Annotated in this window: 13 protein-coding genes; 6 read left to right on the plus strand and 7 right to left on the minus strand. The window is 63.7% G+C overall.

Features of this window, described 5'->3' with window-relative positions; all coding sequences use genetic code 11:
* Positions 1-24 precede the first annotated feature (24 nt).
* Entirely contained in the window at positions 25-1,605 is a 1,581-nt protein-coding gene (locus AC5ZFO_RS24555; protein ID WP_496122744.1) for a fatty acid--CoA ligase, read from the plus strand.
* A 123-nt stretch (positions 1,606-1,728) separates the two neighbouring features.
* Here AC5ZFO_RS24555 and AC5ZFO_RS24560 read toward each other — a convergent pair whose 3' ends face one another.
* Positions 1,729-3,003, minus strand: coding sequence for an acyl-CoA dehydrogenase family protein (locus AC5ZFO_RS24560; RefSeq protein WP_282524701.1), 1,275 nt, complete (start codon positions 3,001-3,003; stop codon positions 1,729-1,731).
* Positions 3,004-3,215: 212 nt separating this feature from the next.
* Between AC5ZFO_RS24560 and AC5ZFO_RS24565 the strand changes: the two genes are divergently transcribed.
* Positions 3,216-3,995 carry an enoyl-CoA hydratase-related protein gene (locus tag AC5ZFO_RS24565; protein ID WP_282524702.1) on the plus strand — a complete coding sequence of 260 codons (780 nt, stop codon included), beginning with the start codon at positions 3,216-3,218 and terminating at the stop codon, positions 3,993-3,995.
* A 168-nt stretch (positions 3,996-4,163) separates the two neighbouring features.
* Here the strand turns inward: AC5ZFO_RS24565 and AC5ZFO_RS24570 are convergent, their stop codons facing one another.
* The 3 genes from AC5ZFO_RS24570 to AC5ZFO_RS24580 are packed head-to-tail and all read right to left on the minus strand — an operon-like array spanning position 4,164 to position 6,315.
* Complete coding sequence (locus tag AC5ZFO_RS24570; protein WP_282524703.1) at positions 4,164-4,541, minus strand: DUF6285 domain-containing protein; 378 nt, start codon at positions 4,539-4,541, stop codon at positions 4,164-4,166.
* Between the two features lie 2 nt (positions 4,542-4,543).
* Positions 4,544-5,530: a phosphotransferase family protein gene (locus tag AC5ZFO_RS24575; RefSeq protein ID WP_282524704.1), complete on the minus strand. Its 987-nt coding sequence runs from the start codon at positions 5,528-5,530 to the stop codon at positions 4,544-4,546.
* The gene (locus AC5ZFO_RS24580) at positions 5,527-6,315 is read right to left on the minus strand and encodes an enoyl-CoA hydratase/isomerase (RefSeq protein ID WP_282524705.1); all 789 of its coding nucleotides are present in this window, start codon (positions 6,313-6,315) and stop codon (positions 5,527-5,529) included. Before AC5ZFO_RS24580 ends, AC5ZFO_RS24575 begins: the two co-directional genes overlap by 4 nt.
* Before the next feature lie 179 nt (positions 6,316-6,494).
* Here AC5ZFO_RS24580 and AC5ZFO_RS24585 point away from each other — a divergent pair, with 179 nt between their 5' ends.
* Together AC5ZFO_RS24585 and AC5ZFO_RS24590 are read left to right on the plus strand one after the other, a co-directional pair.
* On the plus strand, positions 6,495-7,274 hold the full coding sequence (locus AC5ZFO_RS24585) for an SDR family NAD(P)-dependent oxidoreductase (protein ID WP_282524706.1): 780 nt from the start codon (positions 6,495-6,497) through the stop codon (positions 7,272-7,274).
* Positions 7,275-7,382: 108 nt separating this feature from the next.
* Positions 7,383-7,760, plus strand: a complete 378-nt coding sequence (locus AC5ZFO_RS24590) for a VOC family protein (RefSeq protein WP_282524707.1) — start codon at positions 7,383-7,385, stop codon at positions 7,758-7,760.
* Between the two features lie 64 nt (positions 7,761-7,824).
* Here AC5ZFO_RS24590 and AC5ZFO_RS24595 read toward each other — a convergent pair whose 3' ends face one another.
* Positions 7,825-9,060 carry an ATP-binding protein gene (locus AC5ZFO_RS24595; protein ID WP_282524708.1) on the minus strand — a complete coding sequence of 412 codons (1,236 nt, stop codon included), beginning with the start codon at positions 9,058-9,060 and terminating at the stop codon, positions 7,825-7,827.
* A 352-nt stretch (positions 9,061-9,412) separates the two neighbouring features.
* Between AC5ZFO_RS24595 and AC5ZFO_RS24600 the strand changes: the two genes are divergently transcribed.
* A complete protein-coding gene (locus AC5ZFO_RS24600) occupies positions 9,413-10,690 on the plus strand; it encodes an acyl-CoA dehydrogenase family protein (protein ID WP_282524709.1) in 1,278 nt (425 codons plus the stop codon).
* A gap of 196 nt (positions 10,691-10,886) precedes the next feature.
* Positions 10,887-11,504 carry a flavin reductase family protein gene (locus AC5ZFO_RS24605; protein WP_282524710.1) on the plus strand — a complete coding sequence of 206 codons (618 nt, stop codon included), beginning with the start codon at positions 10,887-10,889 and terminating at the stop codon, positions 11,502-11,504.
* A gap of 137 nt (positions 11,505-11,641) precedes the next feature.
* Here AC5ZFO_RS24605 and yghU read toward each other — a convergent pair whose 3' ends face one another.
* Both yghU and AC5ZFO_RS24615 read right to left on the minus strand, forming a co-directional pair.
* Positions 11,642-12,523 (minus strand): glutathione-dependent disulfide-bond oxidoreductase, encoded by an 882-nt coding sequence (gene yghU / locus AC5ZFO_RS24610; protein WP_282524711.1) that lies wholly within the window; start codon positions 12,521-12,523, stop codon positions 11,642-11,644.
* 232 nt (positions 12,524-12,755) lie between these two features.
* Complete coding sequence (locus AC5ZFO_RS24615; RefSeq protein ID WP_282524712.1) at positions 12,756-14,429, minus strand: flavin-containing monooxygenase; 1,674 nt, start codon at positions 14,427-14,429, stop codon at positions 12,756-12,758.
* Positions 14,430-14,490 lie beyond the last annotated feature (61 nt).

Below are 14,490 nucleotides of genomic sequence, written 5' to 3' on the forward strand. Positions count from 1 at the left end.
AAAACAAGACGCCACGGGAGAGACATGTCCACCACACAGCCATTGGCGAATCTCGCCGACATGGTGCGCGAGCGCGCGACGAGCCGCGGCGACGCCACCGCCTATGAGTTCGAGGGCCGCGTCACCAGCTTTGCCGAGTTTAACGTCAAGACCAACAAGGTCGCCAACGCGTTGATCGCGATGGGCGTGGAGAAGGGCGACCGCATCGCCTATCTCGGCAAGAACAGCGACCTTTATTTCGAGCTGCTGATGGGCGCGATGAAGGCCGGGGTGGTGATGGCGCCGGTGAATTGGCGTCTCGCAGGGCCCGAGGTCGCCTTCATCGTCGCGGATTGCAGGGCGCCGGTGCTATTCGCAGGACCGGAGTTCATCACGCAGGTCCGCCAGATCAAGGACCAGTTGCCTGGCGTGCGCACTGTCATCACCACCGAAGGCGGCGCGCCGGAATGGCAAGATTTTACGGCCTGGCGCGATGCGCAGAGCGGCGATGATCCCAGGGTGCCGATCGACACCAGGGATATCGCGATCCAGCTCTACACGTCAGGCACCACAGGCAAGCCGAAGGGCGCGATGCTGTCGCATGCGAACTTCCTCAACCTCGTGCAGACCGGCAATGCCGCGGACAAGCCGGAATGGAACCGGTGGTCCATCGACGACGTGTCGCTGGTGGCGATGCCGATCTTTCACATCGGCGGCTCCGGCTGGGGCGTGATGGGCCTCTATCACGGCGCCCGCGGCGTGATCGCGCGCGAGTTCGATCCGACCAAGGTTTTGGATTTCTTCGAGCAGTCGGGCATCACAAAGCTGTTCATGGTGCCGGCGGCGATGCAGTTCGTGGTGCGGCAGCCGCGCGCGAGGACAGTCGATTTCTCGCGGCTGAAATACATGCTGTATGGCGCCTCGCCGATTCCGGCGGCGCTGCTGAAGGAATGCATCGAGGTCTTCAAATGCGGCTTCGTGCAGATGTACGGCATGACCGAGACGACAGGCACCATCGTCGCGCTGCCGCCGGAGGACCATGTCGAGGGCCTCGAGCGGATGCGATCGGCCGGCAAGGCGCTGCCGGGCGTCGAGATCGCAATCCTCGATGCGGACGGCAAACCACTGCCGCCGCGCGAGGTCGGCGAGATCGCGACGCGCTCGGGCTCGAACATGGCGGGCTACTGGAACCTGCCTGAGGCGACTGCGGCGACGCTGCGCGGCGATGGCTGGCTGCGCACCGGTGACGCCGGCTATGTGGACGAGGACGGCTATCTCTACATCCACGACCGCATCAAGGACATGATCATCTCCGGCGGCGAGAACATCTACCCGGCCGAGGTCGAGAGCGCGCTGTGCGATCATCCCGACGTCGCGGAAGCAGCCGTGATCGGCGTGCCCGACGACAAATGGGGCGAGGCGGTGAAGGCCGTCGTGGTGATGAAGCCCGGCAAGCAGGCGACCGCCACCGACATCATCAACTTCACCCGCGAACGCATTGCCGGGTTCAAGACGCCGAAGAGCGTGGAGTTCCTGCCGGCGCTGCCGAGGAACCCGTCAGGCAAGATCTTGCGGCGGCAGTTGAGGGAGCCGTATTGGGCGGGGAAGGATCGGCGGGTGAATTGAACCCGCGGTGCCCGAGGGTGGGCAAAGGCGCAGAGCGCCGTGCCCACCATTCTTCGATACCGGGAGATGTGGTGGGCACGCTTCGCTTTGCCCACCCTACGATAGCTGTGCTCGCACCAGCAGCTAATGCTTCCCCGGCCCCATATACCCGAACAAAAACCCCGCCACCTTGCGCATCTGGATCTCCTCGCTCCCCTCCGTGATGCGGTAGCGGCGGTGATGGCGGTAGATGTGCTCGAACGGCTTGTGGCGTGAATAGCCCATGCCGCCGTGGACCTGCATGGCACGGTCGGCGGATTCGCAGCAGAGGCGGTTTGCCCAGTAGTTGCACATGGAGACGCGGTCGGAAAGCGTGCGCTCGATCTGCTCCTCGGTGAGCTGGTCCATCTCCCACGCGGTCTTGCGGATCAACAGGCGCAGCATCTCGGCTTGCGTGGCGAGCTCGACCAGCGGGAACTGGATCGCCTGGTTCTCGGCGAGCGCCCTACCGAACGGCTTTCGCTCGCGCGCGTATTTCACACTCTCGTTGATGCAGTAGACGGCGGCGCCGAGCGAGCTTGCCGCCTGGCGGATGCGGTTCTGGTGGACAAAGCACTGCGCCAGCGACAGGCCGCGGCCGACTTCGCCGAACAGCGCATCCTCCGGCACGAACACGTCCGTAAAGCTGACGCGGGGATGGTCGGTTGGCATGTTGAAGGTCCACATATATTCTTCGACCTTCACGCCGTGGCTCTTGGCCGGCACCAGGAAGCAGGTGATGCCGCGGGCATCGCCGTCATTGCCCGAGGTGCGCGCGAACAGCGCGCAATGCGTGGCGACGTGCATGCCGGTCGTCCACATCTTCTCGCCGTTGATGATCCAGCCCTTGATGTTGTCGCGGGTCGCGGGCACCGCGCGCGTCTCCATATGGGTGGCGTCCGAGCCGTGATGCGGCTCCGTCAAGCCAAAGGTGATGCGGTACTTGCCCTTGATCGAGCCGTCGATCATCGCCTTCTGGTCGTCGCGGCCATAGCGGTCGAGCATCGTGACGACAGGAAAGTTTCCGACGATGGAGTGCTCGTTCTGGAGATCGTTGTGCAGGCCGAGACCCTTGGCGGCAAAGTGCTCGCGTATCACGGCCATCCAGAGGTTGGAGCCGTCCTTGCCGCCATATTGCTTCGGCACCGGAAAGCGCAGATGGCCGGCGGCATCCGCGAGATCCTTGGCCTTGCGCAGCAGCGCTTCCCATTCATGGCGCGGCAGGCCGCCATTGTCGAAATCGGTGCGCGCCCATTCGCGGCGATGATCGAAGAAGCGGATGTTGTCGTCGGCTTGTTCGAGCGGCTTGATCTCGCGTTCGATGAAACGATCGAGTTCTCCGAGATAGGTGACGAGATCGGCAGGCAATGAGAAATCCACGGCTCTCTCCCGGATTGATTTTGTTGTTTTGCGTTAAGGCGCTACCGCGCTTTTCGCTTCGCGCGATTAAGGTGAGAAGTGCGCGCGCAAGTCAAGCAAGGCAAGGCGTGTGACAGGCGCAAGGCGCGTCCGCGCAATTCGATGGTGTCGCGGCACTGACGCGCGCTAGTATGTCCGCAATATTCCTTCACGAGAAAATGCGGGAGCGCGCGATGGATCTGAAATTCTCAAAGGTGGAACGCAAGGGGCCGATCACGATCATCACGCTGTCGCGGCCCGAGGTCTACAACGCGCTCCACACCGACGCGCATTTCGAACTTCAGAAGGTGTTCGACGATTTCTCGGCCGATGCCGAGCAGTGGGTCGCGATCGTCACCGGTGCCGGCGACAAGGCGTTCTGCGCCGGCAACGATCTGAAGTGGCAGGCCGCCGGCGGCAAGCGCGGCTGGGACAAGGGCGGCTTTGCCGGCCTCACCTCGCGCTTCGACTGCGACAAGCCGATCATCGCTGCGGTCAACGGCGTCGCCATGGGCGGCGGCTTCGAGATCGCGCTGGCCTGCGATCTGATCATCGCGTCCGAGAACGCAACCTTCGCCCTGCCCGAGCCGCGCGTCGGCCTCGCCGCACTTGCCGGCGGCCTGCACCGGCTGCCGCGCCAGATCGGACTGAAGCGCGCCATGGGCATGATCCTCACCGCGCGCCATGTCAGCGCCAAGGAGGGCCATGAGCTCGGCTTCGTCAACGAGGTGGTGCCGCAGGGCGAGGCGCTGACCGCCGCGCTGCGCTGGGCGGAGATGATCACCAAGAACTCGCCGATGTCGATCCGGGCCTCGAAGCAGACCATCCAGAAGGGGCTTGCCGTGTCACTGGAGCAGGCGATCGAGGAGCAGCGGGAATATCCGGCGGTGAAGGCGATGGTGGCCTCGCAGGACTATATCGAGGGCCCGAAGGCGTTTTCGGAGAAGCGGCCGCCGAAATGGGTGGGGAAGTAAGAGGTCTCCCGTCACGACGACGAGCGCCCCCAACATCATCGGTGTCATGCCCCGGCTTGACCGGGCATCCAGTACGCAGCGGCTTCTCTGTATGTCACTGCGGTCTCTGGAATACTGGATCGCCCGCTTTCGCGGGCGATGACAGTGAGTATGAGGCGCGCGACCTCCCTACCCGCCCCGCCCCAGCTCCCGCTTGTACGACGCGTAATTCGGCTGATCGACCGCGAGCTTGTCCATCGTGGTCGCCCACAGATGCTCGGCGAGACCCGGCGTTGCGAGGTCGATCTCGCCTTTCGCGATGCGATCGGCGAGCGCTCGGTTGAGATCGGCGACCGAGCCGTCCATGCCGAGCTGCGCGCGCAAACGCTCGACCTCCTTCGCGTCGCACCCCTCCTCCTGCGTCAGCTGCCGCGTCACGAGGTCGAGGATGTTGATGGCGACGCGCAACTTGAAGGCCTGATGGCCGGAGATCAGCGGCGTGATGTCGTTGCGGAGGAAATCGGCGACCGCCTTGGTCAGCTCGATCGGGGTCGGTTCGTCCTGCATGGTCAGCTCCCGCGCGGCGCCAGCAGCCGCAACAGATCGATCTCGGTCTCGGAGGCGCGGCGGCCGATCATGGCGCGCTCCATCGAATGATCCGGCCCCTCGCGGAATCGCTGCATCATGCCGCCGCACATGATGCCCCAGCGCAGCGTGCCCATCACTTCCCAGAATTTGACGCGCACGGGATCGACTCTTCGGCCTGCCGCTTCGTAGCCGGCGAACAATTCCTCGCGTGTGCCAAAACCACCCACCGGCTTGTCGATCTCGCCAAAGCGCCAGGAATTGACGCAGACCCAGCCGAGATCCTCCATGGGATCGCCGAGATGGGCGAGCTCCCAGTCGAGCACGGCACGGACGCCGTCGGCGCCGATGATGAGATTGCCGTTGCGGAAATCGCCGTGCACCAACGTGGTCTCGGCCGACGGCCCCGGATCATGGTCGCGCAGCCAGCGCAGCGCCAGCTCGAACACGGGCTTGGGCCAGTTCAGGCTACGATAGTCGCGCTCGAACTCGCCGATCTCCTGGGTCGCGGACCGGCTGCGCAGCTCGGGCAGTTTCGACAGCGGCAGCCTGTGCAGGCCTGCCAATACTTCCCCAAGCTGCCGCGCGAGCTTCGGCCGAGCTCTAGCAAACTTGGCATCGCGAAGGATCTTCCGCGCGATAGTTTCTCCTTCGACGCGCTCCATGATGAAACCGGTACCGAGATCATCTTCCGGTCTCAGCACGTACAGCACACGAGGTGAAGGAACACCGGCTTCAAACGCGAGCTGCATCAGCTTCGCCTCAGCTGCCAAGCCGGCTGCTCGCGTCGGTGCGGCCCCATACCCCTGAGGCGCACGGCGTAAGATCGCCCCCGCCAAGCCGTCAGGGTGCATGATATCAAACGACCAGGTTTCCTGGCTCGCGCCTCCGGAGAGCCTCTTAGAATTGGCTACTCCGAAGGCACCCGCGTGCCAGGAGCTGACGATTCGTCCAAGTTGCGGCTCGATCATTTGCCTTTGAACTGCGCCGGGCGCTTCTCCAGAAACGCGCCAACGCCTTCACGGAAATCGTCCGTGTCGCCGGCGCGCAGCTGGCACTGGAATTCGAGATTGAGCTGATCCTCGAACGAATTTTCGGGGCTGTCCCAGTAGAGCTTGCGGATCAGCGACAGCGCGACCGTCGGGCCGCTCGCAAGGTCGCGCGCTAGATTCATCGCCTCCTCCATCAGCACGCCGTCGTCGTAGACGCGGTTGACGAGGCCCCATTCCAGCGCCTTCTCGGCCGGCAGGCGCTCGCCCATCAGCGACAATTCGATCGAGCGCGCCCGGCCGACGAGACGCGGCAGCAGCCAGGTCGAGCCGCAATCCGGCACCAGGCCGATGCGGCGGAAGGCTTGAAGAAAGTAAGAGGACCGCGCGCACAAAATCATGTCGCCGAGCAGCGCGAAGCTCATGCCGGCGCCGGCCGCCGGGCCGTTGACGGCGGTGACGATGGGGCAGTGCAGATTGCGGATGCGGCGCAGGAAGGGATGAAAGCCGGTCTCCAGCGTCAGGCCGGCCTTGGCCTTCTTCGACTGGTTGTTGCGCCCTTGCAGATTCGCGCCGGTGCAGAACGCCCGCCCGGCGCCGGTCAGCACCACGCAGCGCACGTCGCCCTTCTTCTCCTCGATCGCGTCGAGCGCATCGGAGAGGCCGCCCAGCATGTCCATGGAGACCGCGTTCATCACCTCCTGATGGTCGAGCCGGAGGATCGCGACCGAGCCATCGAAATCTAGCGTGACGTGTTTGAACTGCATGGTTTCCTCGTCAGTTGGTACTAGCGATGTTTCGCAGACCGGAATTAGTTTTGCCGGGGCGCATATTTGATTTTTGTCGCGGCCTTGTCCATGGTGGTCCGAACATACCTTGTCGTCGTATCGCACAATCTTGCGCGCACAGGCTGGCGCGCGCCCGTGCCAAGAAGAGGAAACGCGCCATGAACCTTTTCGACCTGACCGGCCGCGTCGCCGTGATCACCGGCGGCAATGGCGGTATCGGGCTCGGCATCGCGCAGGCGCTCGCCGGCCAGGGCTGCAGCGTCTCGATCTGGGGCCGCAATCCTGACAAGAACAAGGCTGCTGCCGCGAGCATGACGGGGCTATCAGGCAAGGTCGACAGCCGCGTCTGCGACGTCACCGATCCGGCCTCGGTCAATGCCGCTATGAAGGCCACGCTCGACATTTTCGGCCGGGTCGACGGCTGCTTCGCCAATGCCGGCATCGGCGGCGGCGGCCGGCGCTCTTTCATCGAGCGCACCGAGGAAGAGTGGCGCACCATGTTTGCGACCAATCTGGACGGCGTGTTCCACGCGTTCCAGGCCGCAGCAAAACACATGACCGAGCGCGCCAATGCCGGCGATCCCTTCGGCCGGCTGGTCGCGACATCGAGCCTCGCCTCGATCTTCGGCACTGCGCGCAACGAGCATTATGCCGCGACCAAGGCCGCGATCAACGCGCTGGTGCGCGCGCTCGGCGTCGAGCTGGCGCGCCACGGCGTCACCGCGAATGCGATCCTGCCCGGCTGGATCAAGAGCGACATGACCGCGGGCATCATGGCCAACGAGAAGTTCGTCGCCAATGTGATGCCGCGCATTCCGATGCGGCGCTTCGGCGAGGCCAGCGATTTCGGCGGCATCGCGGTGTATCTGATGAGCAAGGCATCGTCGTATCACACCGCGGATACGTTCGTGATCGACGGCGGCTACACGGCGTTTTGAATCTCGTAGCCCGGATGGAGCGAAGCGTAATCCGGGATTTCAAAAGCAAGCAAGACCCGGATTTCGCTGCGCTCCATCCGGGCTACAAACTCTGAGGGGAATGGGCAAATGTTCTCGCACATCATGATCGGCACCAACGACCTCGACAAGGCCAAGGCCTTTTACGACAACCTTCTCGGTACTCTCGAGGTGCGCCCGGCCAGGGTCGACGGCCATCGCATCTTCTACATCACCAAGACCGGCGTGTTCTCGGTGACGAAGCCAATCAACGGCGAGGCCGCCACCTGCGCGAATGGCGGCACCATCGGCTTTGCCGCCAACTCGCCTGAGCAGGTCGACAAGTGGCACGCCGCTGGTATCGCCGCCGGCGGAACGCCGATCGAGAATCCGCCCGGCATCCGCGAGGGCGCAGGGAACAAGCTCTACATCGCTTATTTGCGCGATCTCGACGGTAACAAGATCTGCGCGATGCATCGGATGGCGTGAGCGAAGCACTCACTGCGCCGTCGATGGCAGGGATATTCTCTGCCGTCGACGGACAGCATCCTCATTAGGCATCGCTTGGCTCGGGCGCCACTCGCGGCGCAATCACTCCGATCCGGGTCCCCTCGCCTGGCTCGCTTTCGAGATTGATGCGGCCGCCCAGCCGATTCAAGACGATGTTATGGACGACGTGCAGGCCGAGGCCGATGCTGCCCTGACTGCGACGCGTCGTGAAGAACGGATTGAAGGCTTGCCGGCGGAGGTCCTCGCTCATGCCGCAGCCATTGTCGGAAATGGTGATCTCGATATCATCCCGGCCGCACGTGCGAATCTCGATGTTGATGCTGCCGCTCTTGCCGTGCGGAAACGCGTGCACCATCGCGTTCTTAATCAGGTTTGTCACCACCTGTGCGTATGGACCGGGATAGCTGTTCATTGCGAGACCGGGCTGGCAATCGACATTGAGCGCCAAACCGTTCTTCCGCAATTCCTGCTGTAGACTCGCGGCAACCTGTCGCGTTAGCTCGCCCGGATCGAAGCTGCGGCGCTCGAGATAGCCTTGATCGACCGCGACCTGCTTGAACGCCTGGATCAATTCGGCCGCGCGGGCGAGATTGTCGGCCAGATGCGTTGATGCGGTCTGAACGACCGTGACGAACTCATTCAAGCTCGATCGCTTCAGCCCGCCTCGCGCGACTTCCGCCGCAAACTTTACCGCCTTGCGCTCAAGCGCAGAGGTGACGGTCAGGCTGGTGCCGACAGGACTGTTGATCTCGTGTGCCACGCCGGCCACCAGCCGTCCGAGAGCCGCGAGCTTCTCCGCCTCGACCAGTGAATCCTGAGCCTCCTTCAGGCGTTGCAACGCCGCCTCGGCCGCGTCGCGGGCACTGCGGAGCTCGCGTTCGCTGCGCTTGCGTTCGGTGATCTCCTCCGCCGCGACGTTGACGCCGACGATGTTGCCGTTCGGTCCGCGCTGCGGATGCCAGTAGGTGATCCAGCAGCGCTCGTCATTATAGCCGGGACGCTGGCCATAAACCTCGATCCCGGTGACCGGCTCGCCGGTTTCCATGATGGAGCGAACGATGCCCTCGACGGCGGATGCGAGCCCGGGCACGCAATCCCGCACCGTATGCCCGAGATGGCCTTCGACCGAGATACCGCAGATCTCGGTGAGGCGCTGGTTGATCTGCAAATAGCGGCAGTCCGGCGAAAGATAAGCAAGCCCGATCGGCGCTGTATCGTAGATCAACTGGAGCGCCGGCTGCTTAGGAAACTGCACTTCGCGTACAACGGAAGAACTCATATGCTCTCTCCCTCTGCGCGAGCCGGAGGTTAGCCGGTTACAGCGGCGCGCAAAAGTCCCAATAGCCGCCGGGAATCAGTCCGGAACCGGCCAGAGGAGCCGCGGGTCTGCTGGCGCGCCCCGTCGACCAACCCACATGGTCAGATCGCAAGACGCCTGCTGAAGATCTGCGAGCAGGCAGGTCATCCGACTGTCGCCGCCGCGATGCCGAGCTCGCTCAAACAGTGTTTGAAACGTCATTGCGATATTCCATGAGATGGGATGGCTCGCGTGAAAAAAAGCGCGCTCGCACTTTGCGCGCGCTGCGACTATTCTCCAACCCAACGCGATCTCAGTGACCCCGGGAGGAACAATGACAAAACACGCCTACATACCCCGCACCACCAACTACACCCTCAATCCCGGCGACGAGCTCAACGATCTCCGCATGTCGGACCAGGTCCGGCCGCTCTACGATCACGTCAGGAAATTCATCCGCGACACCGTCGAGCCGATGTCGATCGAGTTCACCAAGGCCGGCGAAGGCAAAGAGGATCGCTGGAGCTTCACCCCGAAGCAGCTCGAGGTGCTCGAGGTCGCCAAGAACAAGGCGAAGAAGGAAGGCCTCTGGAACTTCTTCCTGCCCGACGACGAGACCGGCCAGGGCCTGAAGAATCTCGACTACGCCTATATCGCCTCCGAACTCGGCAAGAGTCCGCTGGCCTCCGAGACGATGAACTGCTCGGCGCCCGACACCGGCAACATGGAAGTGCTGGAGCGCGTCGGCACCAAGGAGCAGAAGGAGAAGTGGCTGAAGCCGCTGATGAACGGCGAGATCCGCTCAGCCTATGTCATGACCGAGCCGAACGTCGCCTCCTCCGACGCCAAGAACATTTCGACGACCGCAAAGCTCGTCGGCGACGAATGGGTCATCAACGGCGAGAAGTACTACATCTCCGGCGTCGGCGATCCCCGCTGCAAGATCCTAATCGTGATGGTGAAGACCAATCCGGATGCGGCGCCGAGCAAGCAGCAGTCGCAGATCCTGGTGCCGCGCGACACGCCCGGCGTCGAGGTGCTCGGGCCCATGTACGTGTTCGGCCAGGATCACGCCCCACGCGGCCACATGCACATGCGCTTCAACAACGTCCGTGTGCCCAAGGAAAACATGCTGCTGGGCGAAGGCCGCGGCTTCGAGATCTCGCAGCTCCGCCTCGGCCCGGGCCGCATCCATCATTGCATGCGCACCATCGGCAAGGCCGAGAAGGCGCTGGATCTGATGGTGCAGCGTGGCCTCACCCGTGAGGCGTTCGGCAAGAAGATCGCCCATCTCGGCGGCAACATGCAGATCATCGCGCAGGCGCGCTGCGAGATCGAGGCGATGCGGCTGATGGTGCTGAAGGCCGCCAAGGCCATGGACGTGCTCGGCAACAAGGAGGCCCGCGTCTGGGTCTCCATGGTCAAGGCCATGGTGCCGGAGCGCGCCTGCAAGATCATCGACCAGTCGATCCAGATGCACGGCGCCACCGGCATCTCGCACTGGACCCCGCTCGCGGAGATGTACCAGGACGTCCGCCACCTGCGCTTCGCCGACGGCCCGGACGAGGTTCACTGGATGGTGGTGGGACGCCACGAGCTGAGCATGGCGTGAAGACTCTCTCCTCTCCCTCTCCCCGTTCTTACGGGGAGAGGGTTGGGGTGAGGGGCCTCTCTCCACACATGAGATCATCGAGGGACCTGTACCCCGTTACCCGAATTCGATCTGCGATCGAATTCGACCTCTCCCCGCATCCGCCTTCGCTAAAGCTTCGGCGGACATGGGCGCGGCGACAACTCACGGAGCCACCATGGAATACGCCGCCAGCGAGCTGACGCCACGCGAGCGCTACAAGGTGCTGACGTCATTCATCCTGCCGCGGCCGATCGCGTGGGTGACCTCGGTCGGGCCGACCGGAATCGTCAACGCCGCGCCGTTCAGCTTCTTCAACGCCTTCTGCGAAGATCCGCCGCTGTGCATGTTCGCGGCGAACCGCAAGCCCAACGGCCAAGACAAGGACACGTTTCTCAACATCCAGCGCACCGGCGAGTTCGTGGTCAACCTCGCCGACGAGCCGCTGGCGAAGGTCATGCACGAGAGCAGCGGAGATTTTCCGCCCGAAATCGGCGAGCCCGACTATCTCGGGCTGAAGCTCGCGCCCTCGACCAGGATCGCCGTGCCGCGGCTCGCCGACACGCCCTGGGCGATGGAGTGCAAGCTCTGGAAGATGATCGACGTCAACGACGATCGCCGGCTGATCATGGGCGAAGGCGTCCACTTCCATATCCGCGACGAGCTGTGGGACGACAAGGCAATGCGGGTGCACATGGACCGCTATCACCCGATCGGCCGCATGTTCGCAGATCGCTACTGCCGCACGGATGATCGCGTGGTGTTTCCGGCCGCGGAGGGGGCGAAGGGGAAGTAGGCCGCGTAGGGTGGGCAAAGGCGCGCACTTCGCGCGACGTGCCCACCATTTCTCGCGCGGGACGAAGATGGTGGGCACGCATCCGCCCTCGCTCTGCGAGCGACGGCAGATGCTTTGCCCACCCTACAACGACAGCACTACGTCGCGGCCGGCTCGCCGATCTTGTCCTGGGTCTTGGTGTCGAAATCGCCGGCGTCGTGCCGCTCGTGGAGCTGGCTGGCGGGATCGCCGGAGACGCGGTTGACCATGCGGCCGCGCTTGACGGCCGGGCGCTTGGCGATCTGGTCGGTCCAGCGCTGCACGTGCTTGTAGTCCTGCACCGACAGGAATTCGCCGGCGCCATAGACCAGCCCCTTGGCGAGCGCGCCGTACCAGGGCCACACCGCGATGTCGGCGATGGTGTACTCAAGGCCCGCGAGGTACTCGTTGTCGGCGAGGCGCCGGTCGAGCACGTCGAGCTGGCGCTTGACCTCCATCGCAAAGCGGTCGATGGCGTATTCGATCTTGGTCGGCGCGTAGGCATAGAAGTGACCAAAACCGCCGCCGAGATAGGGCGCGCTGCCCATCTGCCAGAACAGCCAGGACATCGCTTCGGTGCGGCTCTTGATGTCCTTCGGCAGGAAGGCGCCGAACTTCTCGGCGAGGTAGACCAGGATCGAGCCGGACTCGAACACCCTGACAGGCTCGGGACCGGACCGGTCCACCAGCGCGGGAATTTTCGAGTTCGGGTTGATGTCGACAAAGCCGCTGCCGAACTGGTCGCCATTGCCGATCCTGATCAGCCAGGCATCGTATTCGGCGCCCTTGTGGCCGAGCGCCAGCAGTTCCTCCAGCATCACCGTGACCTTCACGCCATTCGGCGTCGCCAGCGAATAGAGCTGGAAGGGATGCTTGCCGACCGGCAGCTCCTTGTCGTGGGTGGGACCGGCGATGGGCCGGTTGATGCTGGCGAACTGCCCGCCATTCTCCTTGTTCCAGGTCCAGACTTTGGGCGGCACGTAGGCGGGGGCGTCGGTCATGCGGGGGCTCCGGCGAAAAGATGCGCCTGCATTAATTAGCCCGCGAATGGCCGATGGCAAGGGTACCAAAATGCATTGCCCGGCTGGGCAACTCTACTTTTCGTCATGGCAAGCCCTCCCCTGTCATTCCGGGGCGCCCGCAGGGCGAGCCCGGAATCCATCGGGCCGCGGAAATGCTCGAAGAGATGGATTCCGGGCTCGCGCCAGGTGGCGCGCCCCGGAATGACAGCCTCTATGACGCAGCCGCTGTCAGCCCCTGCCCGGCCCGACCCAGCAAAAATCCCTCATATCCCTTCGCCGCGACCTCGTCGCAGATCCGGCGGTAGACGCCGACGCCACCGATATAGGGCATGAAGATGCGCGGCTTGCCTGGAATGTTGGCGCCCATGTACCAGGAATTGGCCTGCGGATAGAGCGTGCCGTGGGCGACCTCGTTGACATGGGCGACCCACTTGTCCTCGGCCTCCCCGCTCGCCTCCATGGTGGCAACACCCTGCCTGCGCATGTGGACGAGGCAATCGGCGATCCAGTCGACATGCTGCTCGATCGAGACGATCATGTTCGAGAGCACCGACGGACTGCCGGGCCCGGTGATGATGAAGAGGTTCGGAAAGCCCGCGCTCATCAGCCCGAGATAGGTCTTTGGGCCTTCCGCCCACTTCTCGTTCAGCGTCCGTCCGCCCGGGCCACTGATGTCGATCTTCGCGACTGATCCGGTCATGGCGTCGAAGCCCGTCGCCATCACCAGCGCGTCGACCTCGTGGTCCTTGCCTGCGACGCGCACGGCATTCGCCGTGATCTCCTCAATCGGATTGGTCTTGATGTCGACCAGCGAGACGTTCGGCCGGTTGAAGGTCGCGAAATACTCCGTATCGATGCAGATCCGCTTGGTGCCGATCGGATGGCTGTTCGGCTGCAGCAGCTTCGCGGTTTCGGGGTCCTTCACGATCTCGGCGATCTTGCCGCGCACGAAGTTCGCCGCGGTATCGTTCGCGGATCGCTCGAGGCCGAGATTGTTGTAGACATACATGAAGGTGAGCCCGCCGCGCTCCCAGCGCGCCGAATATTTGCCATTCCTGGTCTCGTCGCTGTCGTCGAGTGCGCCGCGATCGGGCTGCTCGGCGAAAATGCCGTTGCGCGCGACTTCGCGGGCGAAGCGGCGGATCTCCGGATAGGTGTTGCGGACGTTGCTGCGTTCTTCGTCGGTCAGCGCGGCGTTGCGCGCGGGAATCGAAAAATTCGCCGTGCGCTGAAACACGGTGAGATGTCTCGCCTGCTCGGCAATGATGGGGGCCGACTGGATACCCGATGAACCAGTCCCGATGAGGCCGACGCGCTGACCGGTGAAATCGACCGGTTCATGCGGCCAGCTGCCGGTGTGGTAGACAGGTCCCTTGAAGCTCTCGAGGCCCTTGATGTCGGGCCTGCGCGCGTTCGAGAGGCAGCCGGTCGCAAGCACGATGAACTGGGCCTCAACCGTCAAGCCGTCAGACGTCGTCACCGACCAGCACTGCGCGCCCGTGTCGAATACCGCGCGCTCGACGCGGGTGTCGAACTGGATGTCGCGGCGAAGATCAAAACGGTCGGCAACGTGGTTGGCGTAGTTCAGTATCTCCGGCTGCGGCGCGTAGCGCTCGCTCCAGTCCCACTCCTGCTGAAGCTCTTCCGAGAACGAATAGGAATACTGCATGCTCTCGACATCGCAGCGCGCGCCGGGATAGCGATTCCAGTACCAGGTGCCGCCGACGCCACCACCCTGCTCATAGACGCGCGCCGAGAAGCCAAGACCGCGCAGACGGTGCAGCATGTACATGCCGGCAAAGCCCGCGCCGACGACGACCACGTCGTAGGCTTTCACGGTTTGGGCCTTCACGGTTCGGACCGGACTCGCTTGCGCTGACGACATCGGTTGGCGCTCCCTCGCTGTTTTCTCTTTGTTTGAGCCAGCATTCTCACAGACCCACAAA

The sequence above is a fragment of the Bradyrhizobium sp. Unk1 genome (assembly GCF_059512345.1).

Coding starts and splice junctions, on each gene's coding strand:
- AC5ZFO_RS24615 (WP_282524712.1), bottom strand. CDS start 14,429: ATGTCGTCAGCGCAAGCGAGTCCGGTCCGAACCGTGAAGGCCCAAACC.
- AC5ZFO_RS24585 (WP_282524706.1), top strand. CDS start 6,495: ATGAACCTTTTCGACCTGACCGGCCGCGTCGCCGTGATCACCGGCGGC.
- yghU (WP_282524711.1), bottom strand. CDS start 12,523: ATGACCGACGCCCCCGCCTACGTGCCGCCCAAAGTCTGGACCTGGAAC.
- AC5ZFO_RS24605 (WP_282524710.1), top strand. CDS start 10,887: ATGGAATACGCCGCCAGCGAGCTGACGCCACGCGAGCGCTACAAGGTG.
- AC5ZFO_RS24570 (WP_282524703.1), bottom strand. CDS start 4,541: ATGCAGGACGAACCGACCCCGATCGAGCTGACCAAGGCGGTCGCCGAT.
- AC5ZFO_RS24575 (WP_282524704.1), bottom strand. CDS start 5,530: ATGATCGAGCCGCAACTTGGACGAATCGTCAGCTCCTGGCACGCGGGT.
- AC5ZFO_RS24595 (WP_282524708.1), bottom strand. CDS start 9,060: ATGAGTTCTTCCGTTGTACGCGAAGTGCAGTTTCCTAAGCAGCCGGCG.
- AC5ZFO_RS24580 (WP_282524705.1), bottom strand. CDS start 6,315: ATGCAGTTCAAACACGTCACGCTAGATTTCGATGGCTCGGTCGCGATC.
- AC5ZFO_RS24565 (WP_282524702.1), top strand. CDS start 3,216: ATGGATCTGAAATTCTCAAAGGTGGAACGCAAGGGGCCGATCACGATC.
- AC5ZFO_RS24555 (WP_496122744.1), top strand. CDS start 25: ATGTCCACCACACAGCCATTGGCGAATCTCGCCGACATGGTGCGCGAG.
- AC5ZFO_RS24590 (WP_282524707.1), top strand. CDS start 7,383: ATGTTCTCGCACATCATGATCGGCACCAACGACCTCGACAAGGCCAAG.
- AC5ZFO_RS24600 (WP_282524709.1), top strand. CDS start 9,413: ATGACAAAACACGCCTACATACCCCGCACCACCAACTACACCCTCAAT.